The sequence below is a fragment of the Caballeronia sp. SEWSISQ10-4 2 genome (assembly GCF_030464885.1).
Lineage (GTDB): Bacteria > Pseudomonadota > Gammaproteobacteria > Burkholderiales > Burkholderiaceae > Caballeronia.
In genome coordinates this window covers 38,868-58,036 of record NZ_JALPRJ010000005.1, presented here as the reverse complement: position 1 = coordinate 58,036, position 19,169 = coordinate 38,868, and the positions used below count along the sequence as shown (strand labels likewise).

Here is a 19,169-nt window from a genome sequence, read left to right as displayed (position 1 = left end):
TCCACCCCCGACCAACGTAATCCCCACGATTACGAGGTTTGCGACCCCCAAACCGCGCTCCCAATTCATGTTTTCCCCCGGAACAGAACTCCACGCACTATAACGGTTCGCCGCTCACATACAGCGGAATTGCAACGAAGCGCTTGCGGGTTGGGCGAACCCTGAATCGGTCATTTGCAATGACACGGTTTGGACCTTTTTACCCTGTTTCCCGCAGAAGTCGTTTGCCTCGCGGTATATGTCAGCTTTCGGCCCGTCAGCGGGACCGAACCCGACTTGCGCACTTCGCTTGGACACTGTGTATGTATCGCCGTCCATCGGCACAACGCCCGTGCTTGAGCACGCTGCCGTTAAACACGCGAGAACAAGCATCGCCGTGTAGGTCTTTTTCATTGTTCTGTTTTCGTGAAGATCAGCTACTTCTGTTGGATTTCGATACGCTGATTCGCTTCGGCCCTGAATTTCGGGCGTTGAAGCTGCGGGTCGTCGGGCTTTAGGCAATAGAAAGTGATTTCGGCTTCGCCGCAACCGCCGTGCAACGCGCATTCGCTTGACTGTTCGTGATCGAGCAGGATTTCGCGGGTCTTCGACTCACAAAAGGCATTCGCCTCCGTCAGGGCTTGGCCCTTGGCCGAAGCGGGACCGCCGAACGGGACACGCGTGGAAATCGTGTAAGTGTCAGGACCGACTTTTATCGGTCCCGTGTCAGTGCAACCGGCAAGCGCGAGCACCGCGCCGCATAGGACTAGCAGTTTCATTGCGTTCCCTCGTTATTATTATCAGCACTTCGGCTTAACGGCATTTCGCCGCCCGAAGTTTAGCCCGTATGCGCCCTGCAATGGCACGTACGTCGAGCCGCACCATCGCTCAGCGCCGGACAGCAACCCGTACAACAACTACTCATCGCAAGGCAACGTGAACCCGTACACGGCAAGTTGGGCACAAGACGCCGGGTTACTAATGAGCCGTCACCTACCGCGCTGTCGGTACGGCAACTTTGGGGAAACCCCACTCGTGGGGTTCGGCATGCATGACGCCTTCGGCTGGCAAGTGTTCGGCCGCTGCAGCAATCAACTACGCGCCTGACTTGCCAGTATTGAGTGACGCTTTCAATTTGGCTCTCGGTGGGTTAACCCCCTTTTATGATCGCTCTGAGCGCAGGCGTAGAATGTTGCAGCGCGTCCTTGAAGGCGCTCCTATTGGAGGTTTGCGGAGATGCTCCTATGATTTTGGACTCGTTCACGATACATACGATAGTCATTCAAATGCAGTATTCAGAGGCTTTTATTCTTTGGGACCGTGCGGGGCAAATCTCTTCCCGGATTGTGAAAATATGGCCGGGGCTGACTTTGGTGGATGGCCAACCGAACCAACAGACCCTTCAAACGAAGGGGGTGCAGGTTCAGACTGGACTCAAGCAATCCACCATAACTCTGCGAGGTGAAAAGTCGCTGGACGCCCAAAGGATACGTCAGATTAAAGAAACGTTTGAGTTGCTGCGGGATTTGCTCGAATTGAGCGAATTGACGCGTGTTAGTGCGCGAGCTTCATATGTACGTAAATTCAAAAGCCTTCGCGATGCGAACAGCGCTCTGATAGACCTAAAAATCGTCAACTGGCCCACCGAGCGGGTGTTCGATCAATCGATGGACGGTGAACGCAATGGGATAGAAGTGCAGCTTCGTTTCGAGGACAAAACGTCTTTTTCAGTGTTGCGCCTAAAAGCCGAAGAGATACGGCTTGAAATGGAGATGGATGCGGATTTTTTTGACGAGCCGATCAAAGAGTCTCGATATCGGATGGTTATCGACTTCGATCGAGGTGTGTTGGGGGCAATTGACGCTGCCAAGTTTAGAATGGATGATTGGCTGAAAGGGTACGTTCACGTCCTAAGACGGGATATCAACAAGGTGATTCAGCCAAAACCATGACAACAGAGACAACCATTTCCGTGAACGGGACGGAACTTCCGCAGCCGACCGGGCAAACCACGGGCGCTGCTGTATTTTCGCAGACAGTCCGCACAGCTTGGAAGCCAAGTGTCGTGCGCGTGATTTCGAACCGCGGCGGCTCCACTTTGTCTACCGATGACGAGTTGCCGGCATCCGCCAGTCCGGCTCCTCCGCAGCCGGAGCAGGTTTACCCTCACTTGTTTGACGAAGCTACGTCGGCCGGTCAAACACGCGCGCTCGTTGAGCTAGCATTGAATGATGCCCGACTCGCGCTTGAGTCATTTGGACGTAGTGACTTTGATTCTATCGGGTCACGCCTAGCCTTGATTGCCACTTCGATGCAGAAGGCGCATCGGTTGACCACTTTCAATGAGAGCTTTGGAGCCGTCATTTCATATGTTCGACGCGCGGCTCTTGCAGCGAACAGTCCAGATGTGACCCGCGCGGGGTTAAACGGCTTGATACAGGTTCTACAGTCATTGCGCGCAAATCCAGCGATGGATTTGGACGATGCCAGTGATCTCGTAGAGGCTCTGTCGGCCGAGGGATGGCAAGGCGATCATGATGTGGTTAATGCGCTTATAACGGTACTGTTCACTGAGAGCAATGATTCGGACGTTCCTAACGACCAGGCCGAGTTGTTCTCCGAGTCCAATTCTGTATAGATGACATCAAGGAGGGTAACTTGTCTGGCAGTTTTCTGGATACTACGGTTGTCGTCGAATTGGCAGAAGAAAGTGACCTTGCAAAGACGTGGGGGCGACCATACATCGCGATAAACCAACCCGCCCAAGCCCCCTACTATGCTTTGAAAGAGCTGCTAACCGGGCGAGTTAGAAACCTTTGCGACGCCCACAATAGACTGCAAGCTTCTGAGAACGTCGGGGAAGCACTGATGGGTCTTTCGCGGATGCCGGGGGTCGCGGGACGCAAGAAAGACGCAGCTATCCAATCGTTAGCAGGCGCTCTGAGTAAGGCGTTTGAGACCAATCCGAGTGGTGGCAGAGACGACATCAAGCGGGAAATGCTTCAGGACCTTGCGTTAAAAGTGTCTCGGCTTTGGCGAAATGCGCGCAAGACCGATGGTGTCACGACCGTTCAACCACTGGCATGCTTTAACAATGGAAGCTTGTCGCACGGGCCGACGGGTGAACTTCGCGGACCTGCCGACTCTTTCAACTGTCTCGAATCCGAGCGCTGCGCAGCAGCAGCGTACATTCACGACAACGGGGCAAACCTTTCGAAGCTCATCGACGCGTTACACCCAGACAATCTCGACCCGTTGGCTGCCGCGAAAAACGAGAACCAGAAGCGACGCAAAGCTCTAAAAGAACTAAAGCAGGCCGGTCCAACCGACTTCCGGAAAGCGAATTGTAGAGCCCTTGGGGACGCTTACTTTGCGGCGATGTGTCCCGCCGGATCGGCGGTTCTTACTACCAACTCGTCGGACCACTTGCCACTGTGCTTCTCCCTCGGCAAAGCGGTAGTCTCGCCGAAGTGAGTGTTGGAATTAATTGTCGGTCGTATCAAACCGCACTGCCTGATCGCGGGTCTAATGCGCTGGCGTGGCCGCGACGAGCGTCTGTAGTCCTTGCGCGATTGCCCACGGCGCGGACAGGCGGGTCGGACCAATGATGAATTGCTGGCCGCAAACGTTGGTTGACTGGTCGTAGGTCCTCGCGGCGCGACTGCAACTGAATTACGCCGACCTCGGCTTGCCAGTACTCGATCTGCTGGTCGCGCGCATATCTCCCTACACTTTTGGTGGATAAGCGCGCGGCGCGACTTGACTAGCCCGTAGGTACAGCGGGCGCACTGGTGGTCTGCGCAACAACCGCATCCAACTAGTCGGCGCGCCGCTGCATCGCGAGGCGGCGCTCTGTTGGCTCTGCGCTCGCTACAGCGTGTCAGCCGCGAGCGTGGCGTGGCCCGTAGTCGTCACCGCATTGCTTGAGGAACATTCCGGCATGAAGCAACGGATCAGGCTCGAACAGGTGCGCCCCGAGTTGAAACGCAAGGGTCGGCCCCGCCGCCCGGTGTCACCGATTTAAACGGCCCGTGGCGCGGCTCGCGTGATGTGTTGGCGGGGGTTGGTAGGGGAGCAGGCGGGAACGGGGTGGCGAGGCTATAGACACGACGCGACACCTGCCGGGCCTGTTGTGGGCGTGAGGAGTGGTGCGACAGGCCGGAGAGCACGGCCCAAAATGACAAACGGCCCCAAGCGGGGCCGTTCTCTTTTGGCGGGAAGGGATCAACCGAGCGCATCGGCCATATCGTTCACGTCCGGCGCGTAGTAAGTCATGAGGCTTTTTAGATCACGGTGCCCGGTGTATTTCGCAAGCTCAAGCTCGTTGTGATAGACCTTTGCGGCGCGGCTCGTCGCCTCACGGCGCAAGTCATGGAAGCGGAGTTTTTCAAGCCCGCACTCGGCACGCGCTGCACGCCATATTTTGCCGAAGTTGGATGCGTTGACGGGCACAGTGCGCTCGTGATCGTTACCACGCGGCAACAGCGCCAACAGTGCGCGCGCACGGGATGACAACGGCGCGTCATGCGGATGTCCGTTCTTAGTCATTTCAACGTGAACGTGTTTCGCGAACACGTCACCGCAACGCATTGCCAGAATGTTCCCCTGACGCAGCGCCGTTTCGACCGCGAACAGAGTGCACCAACCGACCCACTCTTTAGATGTTTCCGGGACCGTGCCGCGCACGTACCCGAGCGCGCCGAGCATCAAATCGAGCTGGCTTTCATTGGCGCGTTGCGTGCGATGGTTCGGCTTGACGGGCCAATGAACAAGCGTCATCGGATTCACGGCGAGCGGAATGCGCAAGGTCGTTTTAACCCAATCGAAGAAACCGGAGAGCGCGCCGCACTCGCGAAGGACGGTGCCCGCGCTGACAGGCTTGAAGTGATGGCCGTTCTTTTTATCCCCCCTAAGCCGTCCATCAATGCAAGCTTGCGCCTCGTCCTGTCCGAATTTGCATATGGGCTTTTCGAACACGTCGAAGCGTCCATATAGGCCCGTCAAAAGGCTGCGTGTCGAGTCATACGACTTGTGAACAAGCAGCGCATATTCGGCGAGGTAACGGTCGATAAGGTCACGCGTCGAAGTGTTGGGACCGACCGGGCCGGGGTCTGCAACGAGCCCCGCCGCCATGCGTGCCTCGGTGCGCGCCGCCCAGTCGCGCGCCTCGGTTTCAGTGTCGAAACTTGCTGTGATGACTGTGTGCCCGACCTTACGAATGATTGCGCGTGTGCTGCTGCGTGTGCTGCCGTTGCGCGTTTGGAAGGAAGCCATTTTGGTACACCCTTACGTGTTGTTATGTGAGGTTTCAAGTTACATCAAAAGAGCGTGTGACTGTACAACTGTGGTACACCCATTCAAACTGGTACACGCAAACGGCCCCTTAAAACAAGGGGTCTTATGCGTGTTACATGGATTTCCCCTTTTCCTCGCCAAGGAAAAGGAACTGACGCATCGCAAGGACGCACTAGCCGCCGAGCGGCGCGAACTTCCCTGGATGAAGATTGAAAAGGAATACGTATTCGATGGACCCAATGGACAAGTTACGCTCTCGGACCTGTTCGACGGACGCAGCCAGCTCTTCATCAAGCACTTCATGATGGCCCCGGGCGTTACACACCAGTGCGTCGGGTGTTCGCTTGACGTAGACCACATCGGTCCGCTGTTGCCGCACCTCGAAAATAATGACGTGAGTTATGCGGCCGTGGCGCGGGCGCCGATCGCCGAAATAGAGACGGTGCGTCAGCGGATGGGATGGTCCTTCCTGTGGGTTTCTTCCTGTCGCAGTGACTTCAACTACGATTTCAACGTTTCCTTTACAGCGGAACAAGTCGCTTCAGGCAAAGCACTCTATAACTTTCAGCCGGCGCAAGACTGGGTGGTGGGACTGCAGGATCTCTCGGGCCACAGCGTCTTCTTCAAGAACACGTCTGGCGATATCTTCCTGACCTATTCAGCATTGGGTCGCGGCGGCGAGCAATTCCTTGGGATTTACGGGTTCCTCGACGTCATGCCGAAAGGCCGCAACGAGACCGGCCCATATCACTCCTTGGGCGATTGGGCTCGGCCGCACAACATGTATGGCAAGGGCGGAGCCGTCGAAGCCAACGGCCGCTTTCACGCTCCAGCATGCGGCTGCGGCGCTGATACATAGGCTGAGCCATGTGCTGCGCTATCGCCGCACTTGTGGTGAGCTTGCTGGTCGGCGGGAGATCGCTATCCAGAAGGTTTCTGGCGTGCAGCCGACGGCTGCGCTGGATAGGGATCGCTTTCATTGCGGTTGGCGCCGTCGCTGGCTCTGCGTTCGCTGCGGGTCAGTTCGGAGATGCTCTCGGCCAGCAGCTTGATGTCGAGACCACGCTCAACACGATGCCGATCTGTGGCCGGTTAATCCGGATAGCCAGTGTTTTCGCGCTATCGCACGTCGCAGAGGAGCAACCCCGCAGCAGTGGCCGGGCACCTGCCAAATCGCGCTGAAGGAACATGGCGATACCGCGTTTCCGGGTTCGACGGTCTGGTGTTCGTGAGGAGCGCTCATGGGTCACAACGGCGCGTCAAAACGGAAGTTTCGACAGGGCGTTGCCTACCCCAACGGCCGCACGCCGAACAACCATCCGTGAAGTACGAATGCAAACAATGCCCACGCCACAAGCCCGGAGACAATGACGACGCCATCACGCGCTATGTTTGCCGGCGGATACGTCGTCTTGGCGAGGATGTCGCGCCGTCGCGCCGCAACGAAATCGACGATTGCCCACAGCAGGAACGCGCCGAACAGCACGACTGCCGACAGCGTGCCGTTCGCCAGCAAATGCGCAAAGGCCCACAGCAGCACACCCAGAACCATCGGATGACCGAGCAGCGTCTTGAAGTGGTTGTTCGGGACGTGCGCGGCAGGCACCAGGATGAACGCGATGGCGACGAGGGGTATCGCAACGTGCCGCGCCCATGTCGGCGGTGTCCATACGAGCACCGGGTGCGCCCGAGCCAATCCGTAGCCCCAGATGATCAGCACCAGCCCGACTCCCGAAAGGACAGAGAAGATTCCCTTCCAGCGCTTCTCGCCGATACGTGCGATCTGCGTGCCGCGCCAGTCTTCAGCGACAATGCGCACCGAATGCACGCCCAGAAAGATCAACAATCCCAGTATCAGTACGGTCATGTCTGACTCCACCATGGATCGATTTTATTTCGGTTCGTCGTCGGCAGGCCCGCGTGTCGGCGACGTTCGCCATCAGATGTGAAAGCAGATCGCGAAGCAATCACGCACCATAGGCAATCGCGGCTTGTGGAATGCACAGGAGGAATTCTACGCGAAGAGGCAAGGTCAGCGAACGCTGGATCGAATTGCCCATCACACGCCACAGCTCGTTTGTTCGGGTGGGCATTACCCCGCCCAGAACGATCCAGACGCGCTGCATTCGGCGCGAATGAAATCCGCTAGCAGCTTGACCCGCGCGACATCGCGCGAGTCCGCGTGCGAAACCAGCCAGTAAGAGCGGCTGAGTGCAATCTCATCCGGGAGAATGCGAATGAGCGACGGTTCCGGGCGCGCGATAAAACATGGCAACACGCCGATCCCCGCGCCACCGCTAACCGCTGCTGCCTGGCTGATGACGTTGGAAATACGCACCGTGGGCGTGAGTGACGTGGAAATCTGCGACAAATAATCGAGCTCCGCACTCCACATCAGATCTTCGACATAGCCAATCCACGGATGATTGAAGATGTCCTGAAACGCCGCGATCGGCGCATGCGCATCGAGATACTCGCGCGACGCATACACACCGAGGGAGTAGTCGTTGAGCTTGTGCGCATAAACGCGCCCCTGACTCGGGCGTGTCATGGTGACCGCGATATCAGCCTCGCGTTTGGACAGGCTGAACGTGCGTGGATTGGCGACCAGCTCTATCTCCAGATCGGGGTGCACGGCGGTGAGCTTTGCGATCCTCGGTGCAAGAAAGTAGGTTCCAAATCCTTCAGGTGTGCCAACTCTTACCGTCCCCGTCAAGCCGACCGACGGGTCGCCCAGGCGCGCGTTGATACGCAGGGCCAGACTTTCCATCGCCTCGGCATCGGTCATCAGGCGCTCGCCTTCGGGGGTGAGCAGAAAGCCAACCGAACGCCGTTCGAACAATTGCACCCCGATGCTTGCCTCGAGCGATGCGACACGCCGGCTTAGCGTGGAATGGTCGATGCCCATTTGCTGCGCCGCGACAGTGAGACGCCCCGCACGCGCGATAGCCAGAAAGGCCTGGAGGGAGTCCCAGTCAAATTTTCGCATGGGAATTTTTGCACAGCGCGGTTGTGGAATTGCCCATTCTATTGCAAAAAATTGGCTGCTATCGTTGCTTCAGGTCCTTCCCCGACGAAGGCGCGCGTTTCGATCCGGCACGACGAAGCGCGATTCAACCGTATGAAAAAAGGAGACAGCATGTCGCTTATCGCGAAGCTCGAAACCCGTGCTCAGGCCGGGCGCCCCGTCAGAGTAGGACTGATCGGCGCCGGTAAGTTTGGTTCGATGTATTTGTCGCAGGCGCCGCGCACGCCGGGCATTCATCTGGTCTGCATTGCGGATCTGTCGCCGGCGCGGGCGCGTAGCGCCATGCAGCGCGTGGGCTGGGAAGAAGCGCGCTATTCGGCGAGTTCGTTGGCTGATGCCTTGCGCAGCGGCTCGACTTTTATTACCGACGACGCTGACTTGATGATCGCAAGCGATTACATAGATATTGTGATCGATGCAACGGGTAGCCCGGCCGCGGGTATTCATCACGCGCTGCTGTGCTGCAAGCACAAGAAGCATATCGTGATGGTCAATGTGGAGGCCGATGTGCTCGCCGGTCCGCTGCTCGCGCGGCGCGCGGCAGAGGCGGGCATCATCTATTCAATGGCCTCGGGCGATCAGCCGGCACTGATCGCAGAACTGGTGGACTGGGCCCGCACGATTGGCTTCAACGTCATCTGCGCGGGCAAGGGCACCAAGTACTTGCCGGTCTATCACCAGTCGACCCCCGACACCGTCTGGAGCTATTACGGCTTCACGGAAGCGCAGGTCGCCTCCGGCGACTTCAATGCGCAGATGTTCAACTCTTTCCTCGACGGCACAAAGTCGGCACTGGAAATGGCGGCGGTATCGAACGCATGCGACCTGCGCCCGCCTGCTGACGGTCTTGCGTTTCCCGCGTGTGGCGTCGATGACCTGCCGAACTTGCTGCGCCCCGCCACTGAGGGCGGAATCCTGCCGCATCGCGGCAGCGTGGAAGTGGTCTCGTCGCTCGAACGCGACGGCCGTCCCGTGTTCCGCGACTTGCGCTGGGGCGTCTATGCCGTGTTCGAAGCACCGTCTGATTACGTCCGCGACTGCTTTGCGCAATACGGCCTCAAGACCGACAGCAGCGGGCGTTTCGCCGCCATGTACAAACCGTATCACCTGATCGGACTCGAGCTCGGGGTATCGATTGCGAGCATTGCGGTGCGCGGGGAAGCCACGGGCGCGACCACGGGATTCCACGGTGACGTTGCGGCCACCGCGAAGCGTGACCTGCGCGCGGGCGAGCGGCTGGACGGCGAGGGCGGTCACACCGTCTACGGCAAGCTGATGCCGGCTGCGGACTCGCTGCTACAGGGTGCTCTGCCGATAGGCCTCGCGCACAACATGGTGCTGCAGCGCCCGGTGGCAGCAGGGCACCCGGTTCGATGGAGCGACGTGGCGTTTGATTCCAGCAAGGAAGCAGTGCGCGTGCGTCTCGATATGGAGGCCATGTTCCGTAAGGAACTCGGTGTGGAGCTGGCGGCCGAAAAACTTGCATCGTAAGCATGCCTGATCGAAGCCGGCCGGGCGTCCGCCCGGCCGCGCTCTATAACGTCCGGCAAAGGACGACGGAGGAGACATGAGCCATATCAGCGAAACCCTTTTGGTAGCGCCGGCGGCGCCTGCCGATGTGTACCGCAAGATCAGCTGGCGCATCATGCCGTTCATCGTGCTGTGCTATTTGTGCGGCTATCTCGACCGGGTGAACGTCGGCTTTGCAAAGTTGCAGATGCTCAATGACCTGCACATGAGCGATGCCGTCTACGGCCTGGGCGCCGGCATCTTCTTCATTGGCTATTTTATTTTTGAAGTACCCAGCAACTTGATCCTGCATCGGGTCGGAGCCCGTCTCTGGATCGCGCGCATCATGATTACGTGGGCCATTATTTCGGCGCTCACGCTACTGGTGAAAACGCCGCTGCAGTTCTACACCGCACGTTTTTTTCTGGGCGTTGCCGAAGCCGGATTCTCGCCGGGCATCATGCTGTATCTGACCTATTGGTTTCCTGCGAGAAAACGCGGCTTCGCGCTCGGTGTGTACTACATCGCGATTCCGCTCTCAGGTGTGGTTGGTGGCCCATTGTCGGGGTGGGTACTCAGCAGCTTCAGCCATTCCGCCGTGATGGCGGGATGGCAGTGGCTGTTCCTGATCGAAGCGCTTCCGGCGCTGGTTTGCGGCATTGCGGTGTTTGCCTTGATGGTCGATCGTCCTGCGCAGGCGAAGTGGCTAACGGAGAATGAGAAAGCTCTGGTGACGAGCGAGATCGAGCGGGAGGATGCCGAAAAGACCACGCATCACAACCTTGGCGCTATTCTTTCCGATCGCCACATCTGGAAGCTTTGCGCTGTCTACTTCTGCCAGATCATCGGCCTGTACGGCATCAGCTTCTGGCTGCCGTCGATCATCAAGGACTCCGGGCTGAGCGATGTCTCGACGATCGGCTGGTTATCGGCCATTCCCTATCTCGTCGCCATCCCCGTGATCGTGCTGACCGGAATGAGCTCGGACCGCTTCCGCTCGCGCCGGATGCATTTTTCCGTGCTGGCTGTGATCGGTGCGATCGGGTTTGCTGCGAGCGGTTATGTGGGTCACCACCCTATGCTTGCCGTGATCTGGCTGAGCGTGGCGGCCGCGGGCATCTTGTCGGCGTTGTCGCTGTTCTGGAGCATTCCGTCGTCGTTCCTTGCCGGCACCTCCGTGGCCGTTGGAATTGCGGGAATCAATTGCGTAGGTAATCTCGCGGGTTTTGTCTCGCCCTATGCGGTGGGATGGCTCAACGTGACGACTCACGACAACCGCATGGGCCTTTATTTTGTTGCCGCATGTCTTGTGCTCGGCGCGTTGCTGGTGCGGACCATCTCGGGGAAGCTGGCGGATCGTTGATGCGCGGCGGTGGCCAAAGTAGTAATTCTTCCAGCCAGCTCGCCGTTAAAGAAACGCATGCTATGCCGCGTTGCGTGCTGCCGGAATGCGCTTCAACACGTTCGCGCACCCCTTCAACACATTGCCGTCCTCTCGAAGCCGGGGCTCCTAGAACTTCTTCCGGATCCCAACCAGGGCCATGAACTGGCTGTTGTTGCTGGACGCCGCCGTTCCGTTGAGAATCCACGCATGGGCCGTACCGGCGGCTCTTTGGTAGACAACGTTGCTGTACAAGTCGGTCGTCTTCGACAGGAAGTAGTTGATACCCAATGCACCCTGGTTGTAGTGCGTGTTTCCACCGGCGGCAACGGTGCTTCTCTGAGTCGTGTAGAGATAAGCCGCAGTCAGCACCGTGTCGGGCATGAGTTGATAGCGCAAGCTCGTTTCGTAGTTGTTGAATTTCAACGTGCCGCCGATGGTTGCGTCGAAGGTCGCATGCGTATAGACGACGCTCGCGAGGAGCGAGCCCAATGTATACGTGCCGCCTGCGCCCCATACCGTGTGCTTCGCAATGCCGCCGGCGGCAATCGTTGGAAGCGCGCCATACGTGTTATCCGACGATTCCGCACCGGCTGTGCTGTAGCCTGGCTGATTCACCGTGAAGAAACCCGCATCGAGGTGAACCGGGCCGTTCACATAGTCGGCGCTGCCACTCCACAGTCGGTTGGTATTGATGCCGCCAGCGAGGTTCGAAAACGCATACAGGGCCTTCGCCGTGAAGCCGGCGATGGTAGGCGTCGTGTACTTGACCGCATTGTTGGGCCGGAATGTGCAGTTCATGTCGTCGCTGTCATACGGGTGGAACGTATAACCTGACATGTAGAGGGCGGCCATTTCGTTGCCCACATCTTCCTGGAACGGCATGTATTGGCGACCCGCCGTTACGGTTCCCCAACTGTTGTTGACGAGGCCCACGTACGCGCTGCGGCCGAACATCCGGCCGCCTTGTCCGAGCGCGCCGTTCTGAATGTTGAAGCCGTTTTCAAGCCTGAAGGTGGCTTTCGTACCGCCGCCGATATCTTCGAAGCCGAGCAAGCCCCATCGGTTCGCCGACATGGCGCCGGGCAGCGCCTGTATGCCGTGATTGATGTGGCCGTTGCTCGAACCCATGTTGCTCGTGTAGCCGATTGCCGAATCGACGAGCCCATATAGCGTGACGCTGCTTTGCGCCTGTGCGGTGCCTGCAATGGAGCCGAGCAGGGTAGCGGTGACTAGAACTTTCCTACGCATTTTAAACATCCTCTTAAAGTGCTGCATAGATCGCCCAAAATTTTCTTGTTGATGCTCGATTTTTCGGGTCGATTAGTTGACGGAGTTGAATTCCAAACGTGACTGGCTATCTATTTATAATTAGTATTACTGATGTTGAATAATGCAATGTGAGGCATTGAATGAAGACTTGTCCGGCTCGCATTTCTCCTATGACGAGGTCAATCGTTCAGACGAACGGCGGTGACGTTTCGAAGTACCTCCCGTTGTCCGGAGCGATTACGGCGGTGAGCATCGGGTAATGACAAGCTCGTCCCGAGAACGCTGGAAATCGCCCATTGTCTTCTCGCATTCGCGCACGCACGGGCGACATCAGCGCCTCGGAGAGCAGTTGCGATGAAGGGAAGGTCAGCATGTTTCGCTGCATGTAGTTCACGCGCGTCCATGGCATGGAGTCACACCAGTCGACCCGGGTGAATACGTTGACCTGCAGTACGTGGGGGTAGTCGAGCATGATCTGAGGATGATGCGCGATGTAGTAGGAAAGCCATCCGTTGAAATTTTCCGCAGCGCCTGGGTAATGCACGAGATAGCTGCACAACGCCGGGTCCGCGATCGTCCTCGTGAGAGGCAGGAACGTTCGGGTGAGCATGGCTTGGTGCGTGACCAGGCTTGCGCCAGGCGCGAGCCAATCGTCCGACTGCGCAAGCCGCCAGAGATATCCGCCATCGGCGACTTGTGACTCGAGCGCCTCGATGCAGGCGAACTCGAGCCGGAGCGCGAGCAGGGGCGAATGCCCGTCGTCGTGATAAGTCGTGATCTGGGCGGGTGTATAAAGTTCGGCCTTCAATAAGTCAGGCGTGGTGCGGATGGCTTCCTGGATGAGCCCATAATGTGCCACGCTCATCCGGGCATCCGGATCGTGCTCGTTGGTCGCAGTGATGAAGTAAGAAAATGTCATGGATCAGATCAGCTCAAGTGCGTGCAGGGAATGCGGTTTGGAGCCAGGCAAGATTTCCCTATCCCGTTCTTTTACGCAGCGGCGGTGCGAGCACCGATTCGGGAATAGGGCAGACGTAGGAACGTCCGCCGGTAAGGCGCGCATGTTCTGCCTGAGCTGCGCTGACACGCGACGGCTCCGTCAGCAGATCTACCGCCGTCGCCGCGAGCACCTTTGCTGCATGCAGCATTCCTTTGTGTGCGGCCGGCAGTTTCCCTTGCGATACCAACTGCCACGTGTGCATGTTGGTACCCACTGCGTAGCAGGCGCCGAGGTATTGAGTGGTCGGCACGATCCAACTCACGTCTCCGACATCGCTCGATCCTGTCAGCGACCCCGGTTCGTCGCTCAGTGGAAGGGGCGTGTCGGCGAGTCCATGGGCATCGGCTGGTCCTCGATACGCGTCGAGGCATTCCTGCAAATCACCCGCGCTGATGTTCCCGGCGAGCTGCGTGACGAAATTGCGGTCGGACTGGTCGAAGGGAGGGGGACCGAGCTGTTCGAGGTTATCCATGATCAAGGATTCGATCGTTTCGTTGCGCAGGACATCCGAGCATGCGCGGTCGACTTCGACCTCGACGGTCGTTTCGGTCATCAGCGCAGCGCCCGCGCCGACTCGCCGGACGCGCTCGAATAGCACACGCGCCTGCTCGATATCCGGCGCACGGACGACATACAGCACCTCGGCACGAGCCTGAACAACGTTCGCAGCCAGGCCGCCGGCATCGGTGATTGCGTAATGGACGCGAGCCTCGGCGGGCATGTGCTCGCGCAGGAAATTCACCCCGACGTTCATCAGTTCAACCGCATCGAGCGCGCTGCGTCCGAGATGCGGTGAAGCCGCCGCGTGCGAGGCCACGCCGGAGAAGCGGAAGAATGCCTGAATCACCGCCAGCGATTTGTACTTGAAAATCCCCGAGAAAGGGCCGGGGTGCCAGGTCAACGCGAAGTCGATCTCGTCGAAGACGCCTTCTCGAGCCATGTAAGTCTTGCCGGCGCCACCTTCCTCGGCAGGGCATCCGAAGTACCGGACGATCCCTGGCAAACCTTGGGAAACGAGGTAGTCGCGCGTGGCAACCGCGGCCAGCATCGCACCGGCACCAAGCAGATGATGGCCGCATCCGTGTCCGCCGCCCCCGGTGCATACCGGGCACGCTTCTACGGCCGCGGCTTGCTGGCTCATGTTCGACAATGCGTCGTATTCGCCAAGGAAGCCGACGACGGGCCCTTCGTCTCCGGCCTCGGCGGCGAACGCTGTGGACAGACCAGCGAGGTTCCTCGTGATCCGAAACCCTTCGCGCTCAAGCATCTCGATCTGCGCTTCAACTGAGCGAAATTCTTCCCAACGAGTCTCGGCAAGATCCCAGATTCGATCCGCAAGGCCAATATAGTTGTCGCGCTTTGCTTCGACGAGCTGCTCGATGAGCGCGAGCCTCTGGCTATCTTCACGCTTCATGCGTCGACTCCTGCGTATTGGACTGGAAATGCCCCCCGCACCGGGCTTCTTTGCGTTCGCCCTTCTCGGGCGACGGGAGGAAGCACGTCGTCCGGGATGGGGCAGACGTAGGCTTCATCAGCCAACTGCTCACGCAACTCCGCCTTCGCCTGTTCAAGCAATAAAGGACTCACGTAGAGCGCCGCGGCGGTGGCAGCCATCACCTTTGCGATCTGGAGCATGCCCTTGTGCGCGATCGACGATTTGCCTTGTGCGACCAACTGCCAGGAATGGAACGGCGTGCCCAGTGCGAAGCAGGCTCCGAGACAGCGGGCGGTTGGCACGACCCAACTGACATCCCCCACGTCGGTCGACGCGGGCAACAACGACGGCATCGATTCAACGGGCAGGATCCCGTCATGCAGGACTCCCACGAGCCGATGGGCGCCGAAAATCGACAAGCCGTCCTTTGCTTCGGCGGGTGAAATGACGGCGTGCATGCGCGCGGCAAATTCGTGATCGACGGTGTCGAACGACGTCGGACCGATCGCGAGCATGCGCTCGTACATCAGACCGGACAGCACCTTGTTGGGCTTCATATTCGACATTGCCTTCTCCACCCGGCACACGACGGTGGTGTCGGTCATCATCGCGGCGCCGTCCGCGATCTTTCGCAGCCGCTCGAGCAGCGAATGGATCGTGGAGAGTTGCGGTGCGCGCAATTGATAGACGACCTCGGCGCGAGCCTGCACGACGTTGGGCGCTGTTCCTCCCGTATCGTGCAGCGCGTAGTGAAGGCGGGCGTCGCTGGGCATGTGCTCGCGCAGATAGTTGGCGGCGACATTCATCAGCGTGACGGCGTCGAGTGCGCTGCGTCCCAGGTGAGGCGCGGCCGCCGCATGCGCAGCGATGCCGCTGAACGTGAAGCGCGCGTGGAGCGTCGCAAGGGTTGTCATCGCATCAATAGCGAGGACGCTTGCAGGATGCCAGGTGAGCGCGGTGTCGAGATCGGCGAATGCGCCGGCTCGCGTCATGAACGTCTTTCCGGCTCCGCCTTCTTCGGCAGGACAGCCGTAATAGCGGACCCGGCCCGGACGGCCGGACGCATGGAGCCAATCCTTGATGGCGAACGCGGACATCAGCGCTGCGCCGCCCAGAAGATTGTGGCCGCAACCGTGTCCGCTACCGGCGTCTACTGCCGGTTGCCGGCTGGCGGAGTTGGCGACCTGGCTGAGGTAAGGCAACGCGTCGTACTCGCCGAGAAAACCGATGACAGGACCGCCATCGCCGGCTTCGGCGACAAACGCAGTAGGAATGCCCGCAACTTCCCGCGTGATTCGGAAGCCATGCCGTTCCAGTTCGCGGATTTGCAGTTCCGCCGACTCGTACTCTGCGTAGGCCGTTTCAGCGAGGTCCCACAGCCGGTCGCTCAGGTGGACACATACATCACGGTACGATTCGATCCGTGCGGCAATCTCTTGATCGAGTTGATCGAAATTCACTTGCTCTCCCGTCCGCTTGAAGCACGAGTCCCGTTGCCGTTCGACCTGTAATCGAAATGACATGCCAGGCCTCGCATCCGGATAACGAACATAAACAATCAATCAGGGTGTATTGACGGGCTGCTAGATTCCCGCTTTGGCGTGGAATGCGCTGTTGCGCCCCAGCGTTGCGCGATGCCGCATGTAGAGCGTCAGGACGGCGAGCAGTGAAATGGCGTTTGTGGCGAGCAGATACCAGGCCGGCGACATCGGATCGGCCGTCCTGGCGGCGAGCCATGCGACTACCACTTGCGCGCTGCCGCCGAATATCGTGGTCGGCACGCTGAAACAGATGGACACGCACGTGCTTCGAATCGCGTTAGGAAATATCTCGGGGATGAAGCACAGGTGGAACGGAGCCATCAGCACGCGCAATAACGTCAGCAGTGCGACCATCGAAAGAAAGGTGGCGGCAGTGCCGTTCTGGGTGACCCACACGAATGCCGGCACGATCGCCAGTACGGTAAGAACCTGCGGCAGCACCATCCACTTCGTGTTGGGAAAACGGTCGTAGATCAGGCCTGCGGCCAACGACGCGACGATTCCCACACTGCCCGTGATGAGCCCGACCAGCATCGAGGTCGATGTGGGAAAGTGCAGCACGCGCAGGCCGTAGGTCGTCATGTAGTACCCGACAACATACGCCGTGACCGTCGGTCCGATCAGCACGGCACACGAGATCAGCAAATCGGAAAGGTGCTTGCCGACAATGACGGATGCGAGCTCAGCCGTACCTTTGACCGCAGACTCGGTATCGAGGGTTTCGCTCAGCTGCTTGCGGATATACAGTCCGATCGGCGCGATCAGCAGACCGATGACGAACGGTACGCGCCACCCCCACTCCGCGAGCGCCGCAGGCGACAGCATCGACGACACGACGTAGCCGACCAGCCCGCCCAGCAGCGAAGCCACGCCTTGGGTCGCAAGCTGCCAGCTCGTATAGAAGCCGCGCCGGTTCGACGACGCCATTTCGAGCATGTAAGTTGTCGCGGGCCCCATTTCGCCACCGGCCGAAAATCCTTGCAGCAGGCGGCCGATGACGACGAGGACGGGGGCCACCATGCCGATCGTCGCATACGATGGCGTGAACGCGAGGATCGCTGTGCCGAGCGCCATCAGGCCGATCGTAAGAGACAGCGCCGCCTTGCGTCCTGAACGGTCCGCGTAGGCACCGATCACCAGGCCGCCGATCGGGCGTGCGACGAAGCCGACGCCGAATACGGCGACCGATGCGATCACCTGGCTCGCCGGAGAAAAGGCCGGGAAAAAGGCCTTGCCGATGAATACCGCAAAAAAGGCGTAAACCGTGAAGTCGAAGAACTCCAAGGCGTTACCCACGACCACCGCGATGAAGTCGAGGGTCGATGCAGTGTGGACTCTCGAGTGCTCGTACCCGTTTGCTTGATTTGACACACCCTTCTCCGAATTGGGTTAACGCCGGCACCGTTGCCGCGCAGTTGAAAAAATAATGTAGTTCGTTTTTTCTTCAGTCAACGGGTCAAAATTCATCTGGGTTTCCTGACCGATTGATCATTCGAAAAGCACGCACGAAGCAATCCGGCGCCATGCCGACAGGTATGGCGCGAATGGGCCGCGTTGTGAGAAACCGCTCGCTGCGAAGCGCGTGCTTACCGGAGTGCTTACCGCCTACAACAGGCACTCGACAGAGTGAAAGAGCCGGCGCTTGAAAGGATCTTCCGAGGTCATGGAAGTGCGGATCACGCTGGTCAGGCACTCCACAAAGTATTTAGCGGCATTGCTGAGCGGCGCGCCGCGCCGGTATATGAGACTGACCTCGGCTTCGGCAATTGTGTCGACGAGCGGGAGGACTGCTAATCGTTCCTTGCTCACGAGCAGTTCGGCGAGCGGCCAGGGCATCAGCGTCAACATATTGGTGCTTGCGACCAGCCCAAGCGCGATGGCGCTGGAATGCGATATATGAATGCGTGGTTCGTAGACACGGCAGTATTCGGTGAACGCATTGTTCGCGGCGAGCTCGTCGACGGAGGAGTCGCGATTCAGGATCCACTCGGCGTCCTTCAATTCATGCAGCGATCTGCACGCTGCCAGGCGATGTTCTGCCCGGCTGACCACCGCGTAGCCCGTGCGAAATAGCGGGACATGGGTGAACTCCTCCGTTTGCGTAACGGGGCTGGCCCTTCCAATCGAGATATCGAGAGTTCCGTCACGTAATCTGGGTATCGACACGGTTGCCAATCCTTCGAAGAATTCGATCTTTACCTCGGGCATACGTGTCTGGAAAAGGCCGACAACCTCTCCGAGCAACGTTAGACCGACCCACGACACCGCTGCAATCGACAGGGTGCCGTCCCTCATACCGGATAGCCGCTCCATTTCCTGCCGCGCACGCGCCAATTGCCCGACCGTCAGCCTTGCATGGCCGAGCAGCGTCTGACCTGCCTCGGTCAGCGTCACGCCGGTGGCCTCGCGAATGATCAGAGTGACATTCAGATCTTCCTCGAGCTCGCGTATCGCCTTGGTAATGGCGGCTGGCGAGAGGTCCGTGGCGCGGGCTGCGTTCCGGATGCTGCCGGTGTCGGCTATCGCAACAAGTGCGCGGAGTTGATGTAGCTTCATGGTCAATGTATGACGCCAAATTTTGTCAGGAGGAGACAACCGGGAGTCAACAGCAACACTTTCATTGAGGTGTTGGCTTGTCATCTGTCGACATACTCTACGCCAGCAGAAAGCAGAAGGATTGGCGGCCGGTTGCCGCCGCGAATCTTTCGGAACCGGCTACCGATCCTGAA

The 19,169-nt window shown here is 59.0% G+C and carries 17 protein-coding genes; 6 read left to right on the top strand and 11 right to left on the bottom strand.

What is annotated here, in order from left to right; translation table 11 throughout:
• Positions 1 to 416: 416 nt before the first annotated feature.
• Positions 417 to 758 carry a hypothetical protein gene (locus tag M0D69_RS04690; protein WP_097268374.1) on the bottom strand — a complete coding sequence of 114 codons (342 nt, stop codon included), beginning with the start codon at positions 756 to 758 and terminating at the stop codon, positions 417 to 419.
• A 465-nt stretch (positions 759 to 1,223) separates the two neighbouring features.
• On the opposite strand from M0D69_RS04690, the gene M0D69_RS04685 reads away from it, so the two are divergent.
• From M0D69_RS04685 to M0D69_RS04675, 3 genes are read left to right on the top strand one after another with little or no spacing between them, the layout of a single operon-like run.
• A complete protein-coding gene (locus M0D69_RS04685) occupies positions 1,224 to 1,931 on the top strand; it encodes a hypothetical protein (RefSeq protein WP_301780909.1) in 708 nt (235 codons plus the stop codon).
• Positions 1,928 to 2,617 carry a hypothetical protein gene (locus M0D69_RS04680; protein WP_301780908.1) on the top strand — a complete coding sequence of 230 codons (690 nt, stop codon included), beginning with the start codon at positions 1,928 to 1,930 and terminating at the stop codon, positions 2,615 to 2,617. The genes M0D69_RS04685 and M0D69_RS04680 overlap by 4 nt, the downstream gene beginning before the upstream one ends.
• A gap of 20 nt (positions 2,618 to 2,637) precedes the next feature.
• The gene (locus M0D69_RS04675; RefSeq protein ID WP_301780907.1) at positions 2,638 to 3,453 is read left to right on the top strand and encodes a hypothetical protein; all 816 of its coding nucleotides are present in this window, start codon (positions 2,638 to 2,640) and stop codon (positions 3,451 to 3,453) included.
• Positions 3,454 to 4,203: 750 nt separating this feature from the next.
• On the opposite strand, the gene M0D69_RS04670 is transcribed toward M0D69_RS04675, so the two are convergent.
• Positions 4,204 to 5,253, bottom strand: coding sequence for a site-specific integrase (locus tag M0D69_RS04670; protein ID WP_301780906.1), 1,050 nt, complete (start codon positions 5,251 to 5,253; stop codon positions 4,204 to 4,206).
• A 130-nt stretch (positions 5,254 to 5,383) separates the two neighbouring features.
• Between M0D69_RS04670 and M0D69_RS04665 the strand changes: the two genes are divergently transcribed.
• Positions 5,384 to 6,133 (top strand): thioredoxin family protein, encoded by a 750-nt coding sequence (locus tag M0D69_RS04665; protein ID WP_301780905.1) that lies wholly within the window; start codon positions 5,384 to 5,386, stop codon positions 6,131 to 6,133.
• 429 nt (positions 6,134 to 6,562) lie between these two features.
• On the opposite strand, the gene M0D69_RS04660 is transcribed toward M0D69_RS04665, so the two are convergent.
• The 3 genes from M0D69_RS04660 to M0D69_RS04650 form a co-directional block, all read right to left on the bottom strand.
• Positions 6,563 to 7,141: an NnrU family protein gene (locus tag M0D69_RS04660; protein WP_301780904.1), complete on the bottom strand. Its 579-nt coding sequence runs from the start codon at positions 7,139 to 7,141 to the stop codon at positions 6,563 to 6,565.
• A 100-nt stretch (positions 7,142 to 7,241) separates the two neighbouring features.
• A complete protein-coding gene (locus M0D69_RS04655; protein WP_301780903.1) occupies positions 7,242 to 7,367 on the bottom strand; it encodes a hypothetical protein in 126 nt (41 codons plus the stop codon).
• The gene (locus M0D69_RS04650) at positions 7,367 to 8,263 is read right to left on the bottom strand and encodes a LysR family transcriptional regulator (RefSeq protein WP_301780902.1); all 897 of its coding nucleotides are present in this window, start codon (positions 8,261 to 8,263) and stop codon (positions 7,367 to 7,369) included. Before M0D69_RS04650 ends, M0D69_RS04655 begins: the two co-directional genes overlap by 1 nt.
• A gap of 150 nt (positions 8,264 to 8,413) precedes the next feature.
• Between M0D69_RS04650 and M0D69_RS04645 the strand changes: the two genes are divergently transcribed.
• Positions 8,414 to 9,793 carry an NAD(P)H-dependent oxidoreductase gene (locus tag M0D69_RS04645; protein WP_301780901.1) on the top strand — a complete coding sequence of 460 codons (1,380 nt, stop codon included), beginning with the start codon at positions 8,414 to 8,416 and terminating at the stop codon, positions 9,791 to 9,793.
• Positions 9,794 to 9,869: 76 nt separating this feature from the next.
• Positions 9,870 to 11,174 (top strand): MFS transporter, encoded by a 1,305-nt coding sequence (locus tag M0D69_RS04640; RefSeq protein ID WP_301780900.1) that lies wholly within the window; start codon positions 9,870 to 9,872, stop codon positions 11,172 to 11,174.
• A gap of 147 nt (positions 11,175 to 11,321) precedes the next feature.
• Here M0D69_RS04640 and M0D69_RS04635 read toward each other — a convergent pair whose 3' ends face one another.
• The 6 genes from M0D69_RS04635 to M0D69_RS04610 form a co-directional block, all read right to left on the bottom strand.
• Positions 11,322 to 12,443, bottom strand: a complete 1,122-nt coding sequence (locus M0D69_RS04635; RefSeq protein ID WP_301780899.1) for a porin — start codon at positions 12,441 to 12,443, stop codon at positions 11,322 to 11,324.
• Positions 12,444 to 12,651: 208 nt separating this feature from the next.
• Positions 12,652 to 13,383 carry an ethyl tert-butyl ether degradation protein EthD gene (locus M0D69_RS04630; RefSeq protein ID WP_301780898.1) on the bottom strand — a complete coding sequence of 244 codons (732 nt, stop codon included), beginning with the start codon at positions 13,381 to 13,383 and terminating at the stop codon, positions 12,652 to 12,654.
• A gap of 58 nt (positions 13,384 to 13,441) precedes the next feature.
• Positions 13,442 to 14,878, bottom strand: a complete 1,437-nt coding sequence (locus tag M0D69_RS04625) for an amidohydrolase (RefSeq protein ID WP_301780897.1) — start codon at positions 14,876 to 14,878, stop codon at positions 13,442 to 13,444.
• Positions 14,875 to 16,422 carry an amidohydrolase gene (locus M0D69_RS04620; RefSeq protein WP_301780896.1) on the bottom strand — a complete coding sequence of 516 codons (1,548 nt, stop codon included), beginning with the start codon at positions 16,420 to 16,422 and terminating at the stop codon, positions 14,875 to 14,877. The genes M0D69_RS04625 and M0D69_RS04620 overlap by 4 nt, the downstream gene beginning before the upstream one ends.
• Before the next feature lie 60 nt (positions 16,423 to 16,482).
• The gene (locus tag M0D69_RS04615) at positions 16,483 to 17,811 is read right to left on the bottom strand and encodes an MFS transporter (RefSeq protein WP_301780895.1); all 1,329 of its coding nucleotides are present in this window, start codon (positions 17,809 to 17,811) and stop codon (positions 16,483 to 16,485) included.
• 234 nt (positions 17,812 to 18,045) lie between these two features.
• Complete coding sequence (locus M0D69_RS04610; protein WP_301780894.1) at positions 18,046 to 18,996, bottom strand: LysR family transcriptional regulator; 951 nt, start codon at positions 18,994 to 18,996, stop codon at positions 18,046 to 18,048.
• Positions 18,997 to 19,169: the final 173 nt, after the last annotated feature.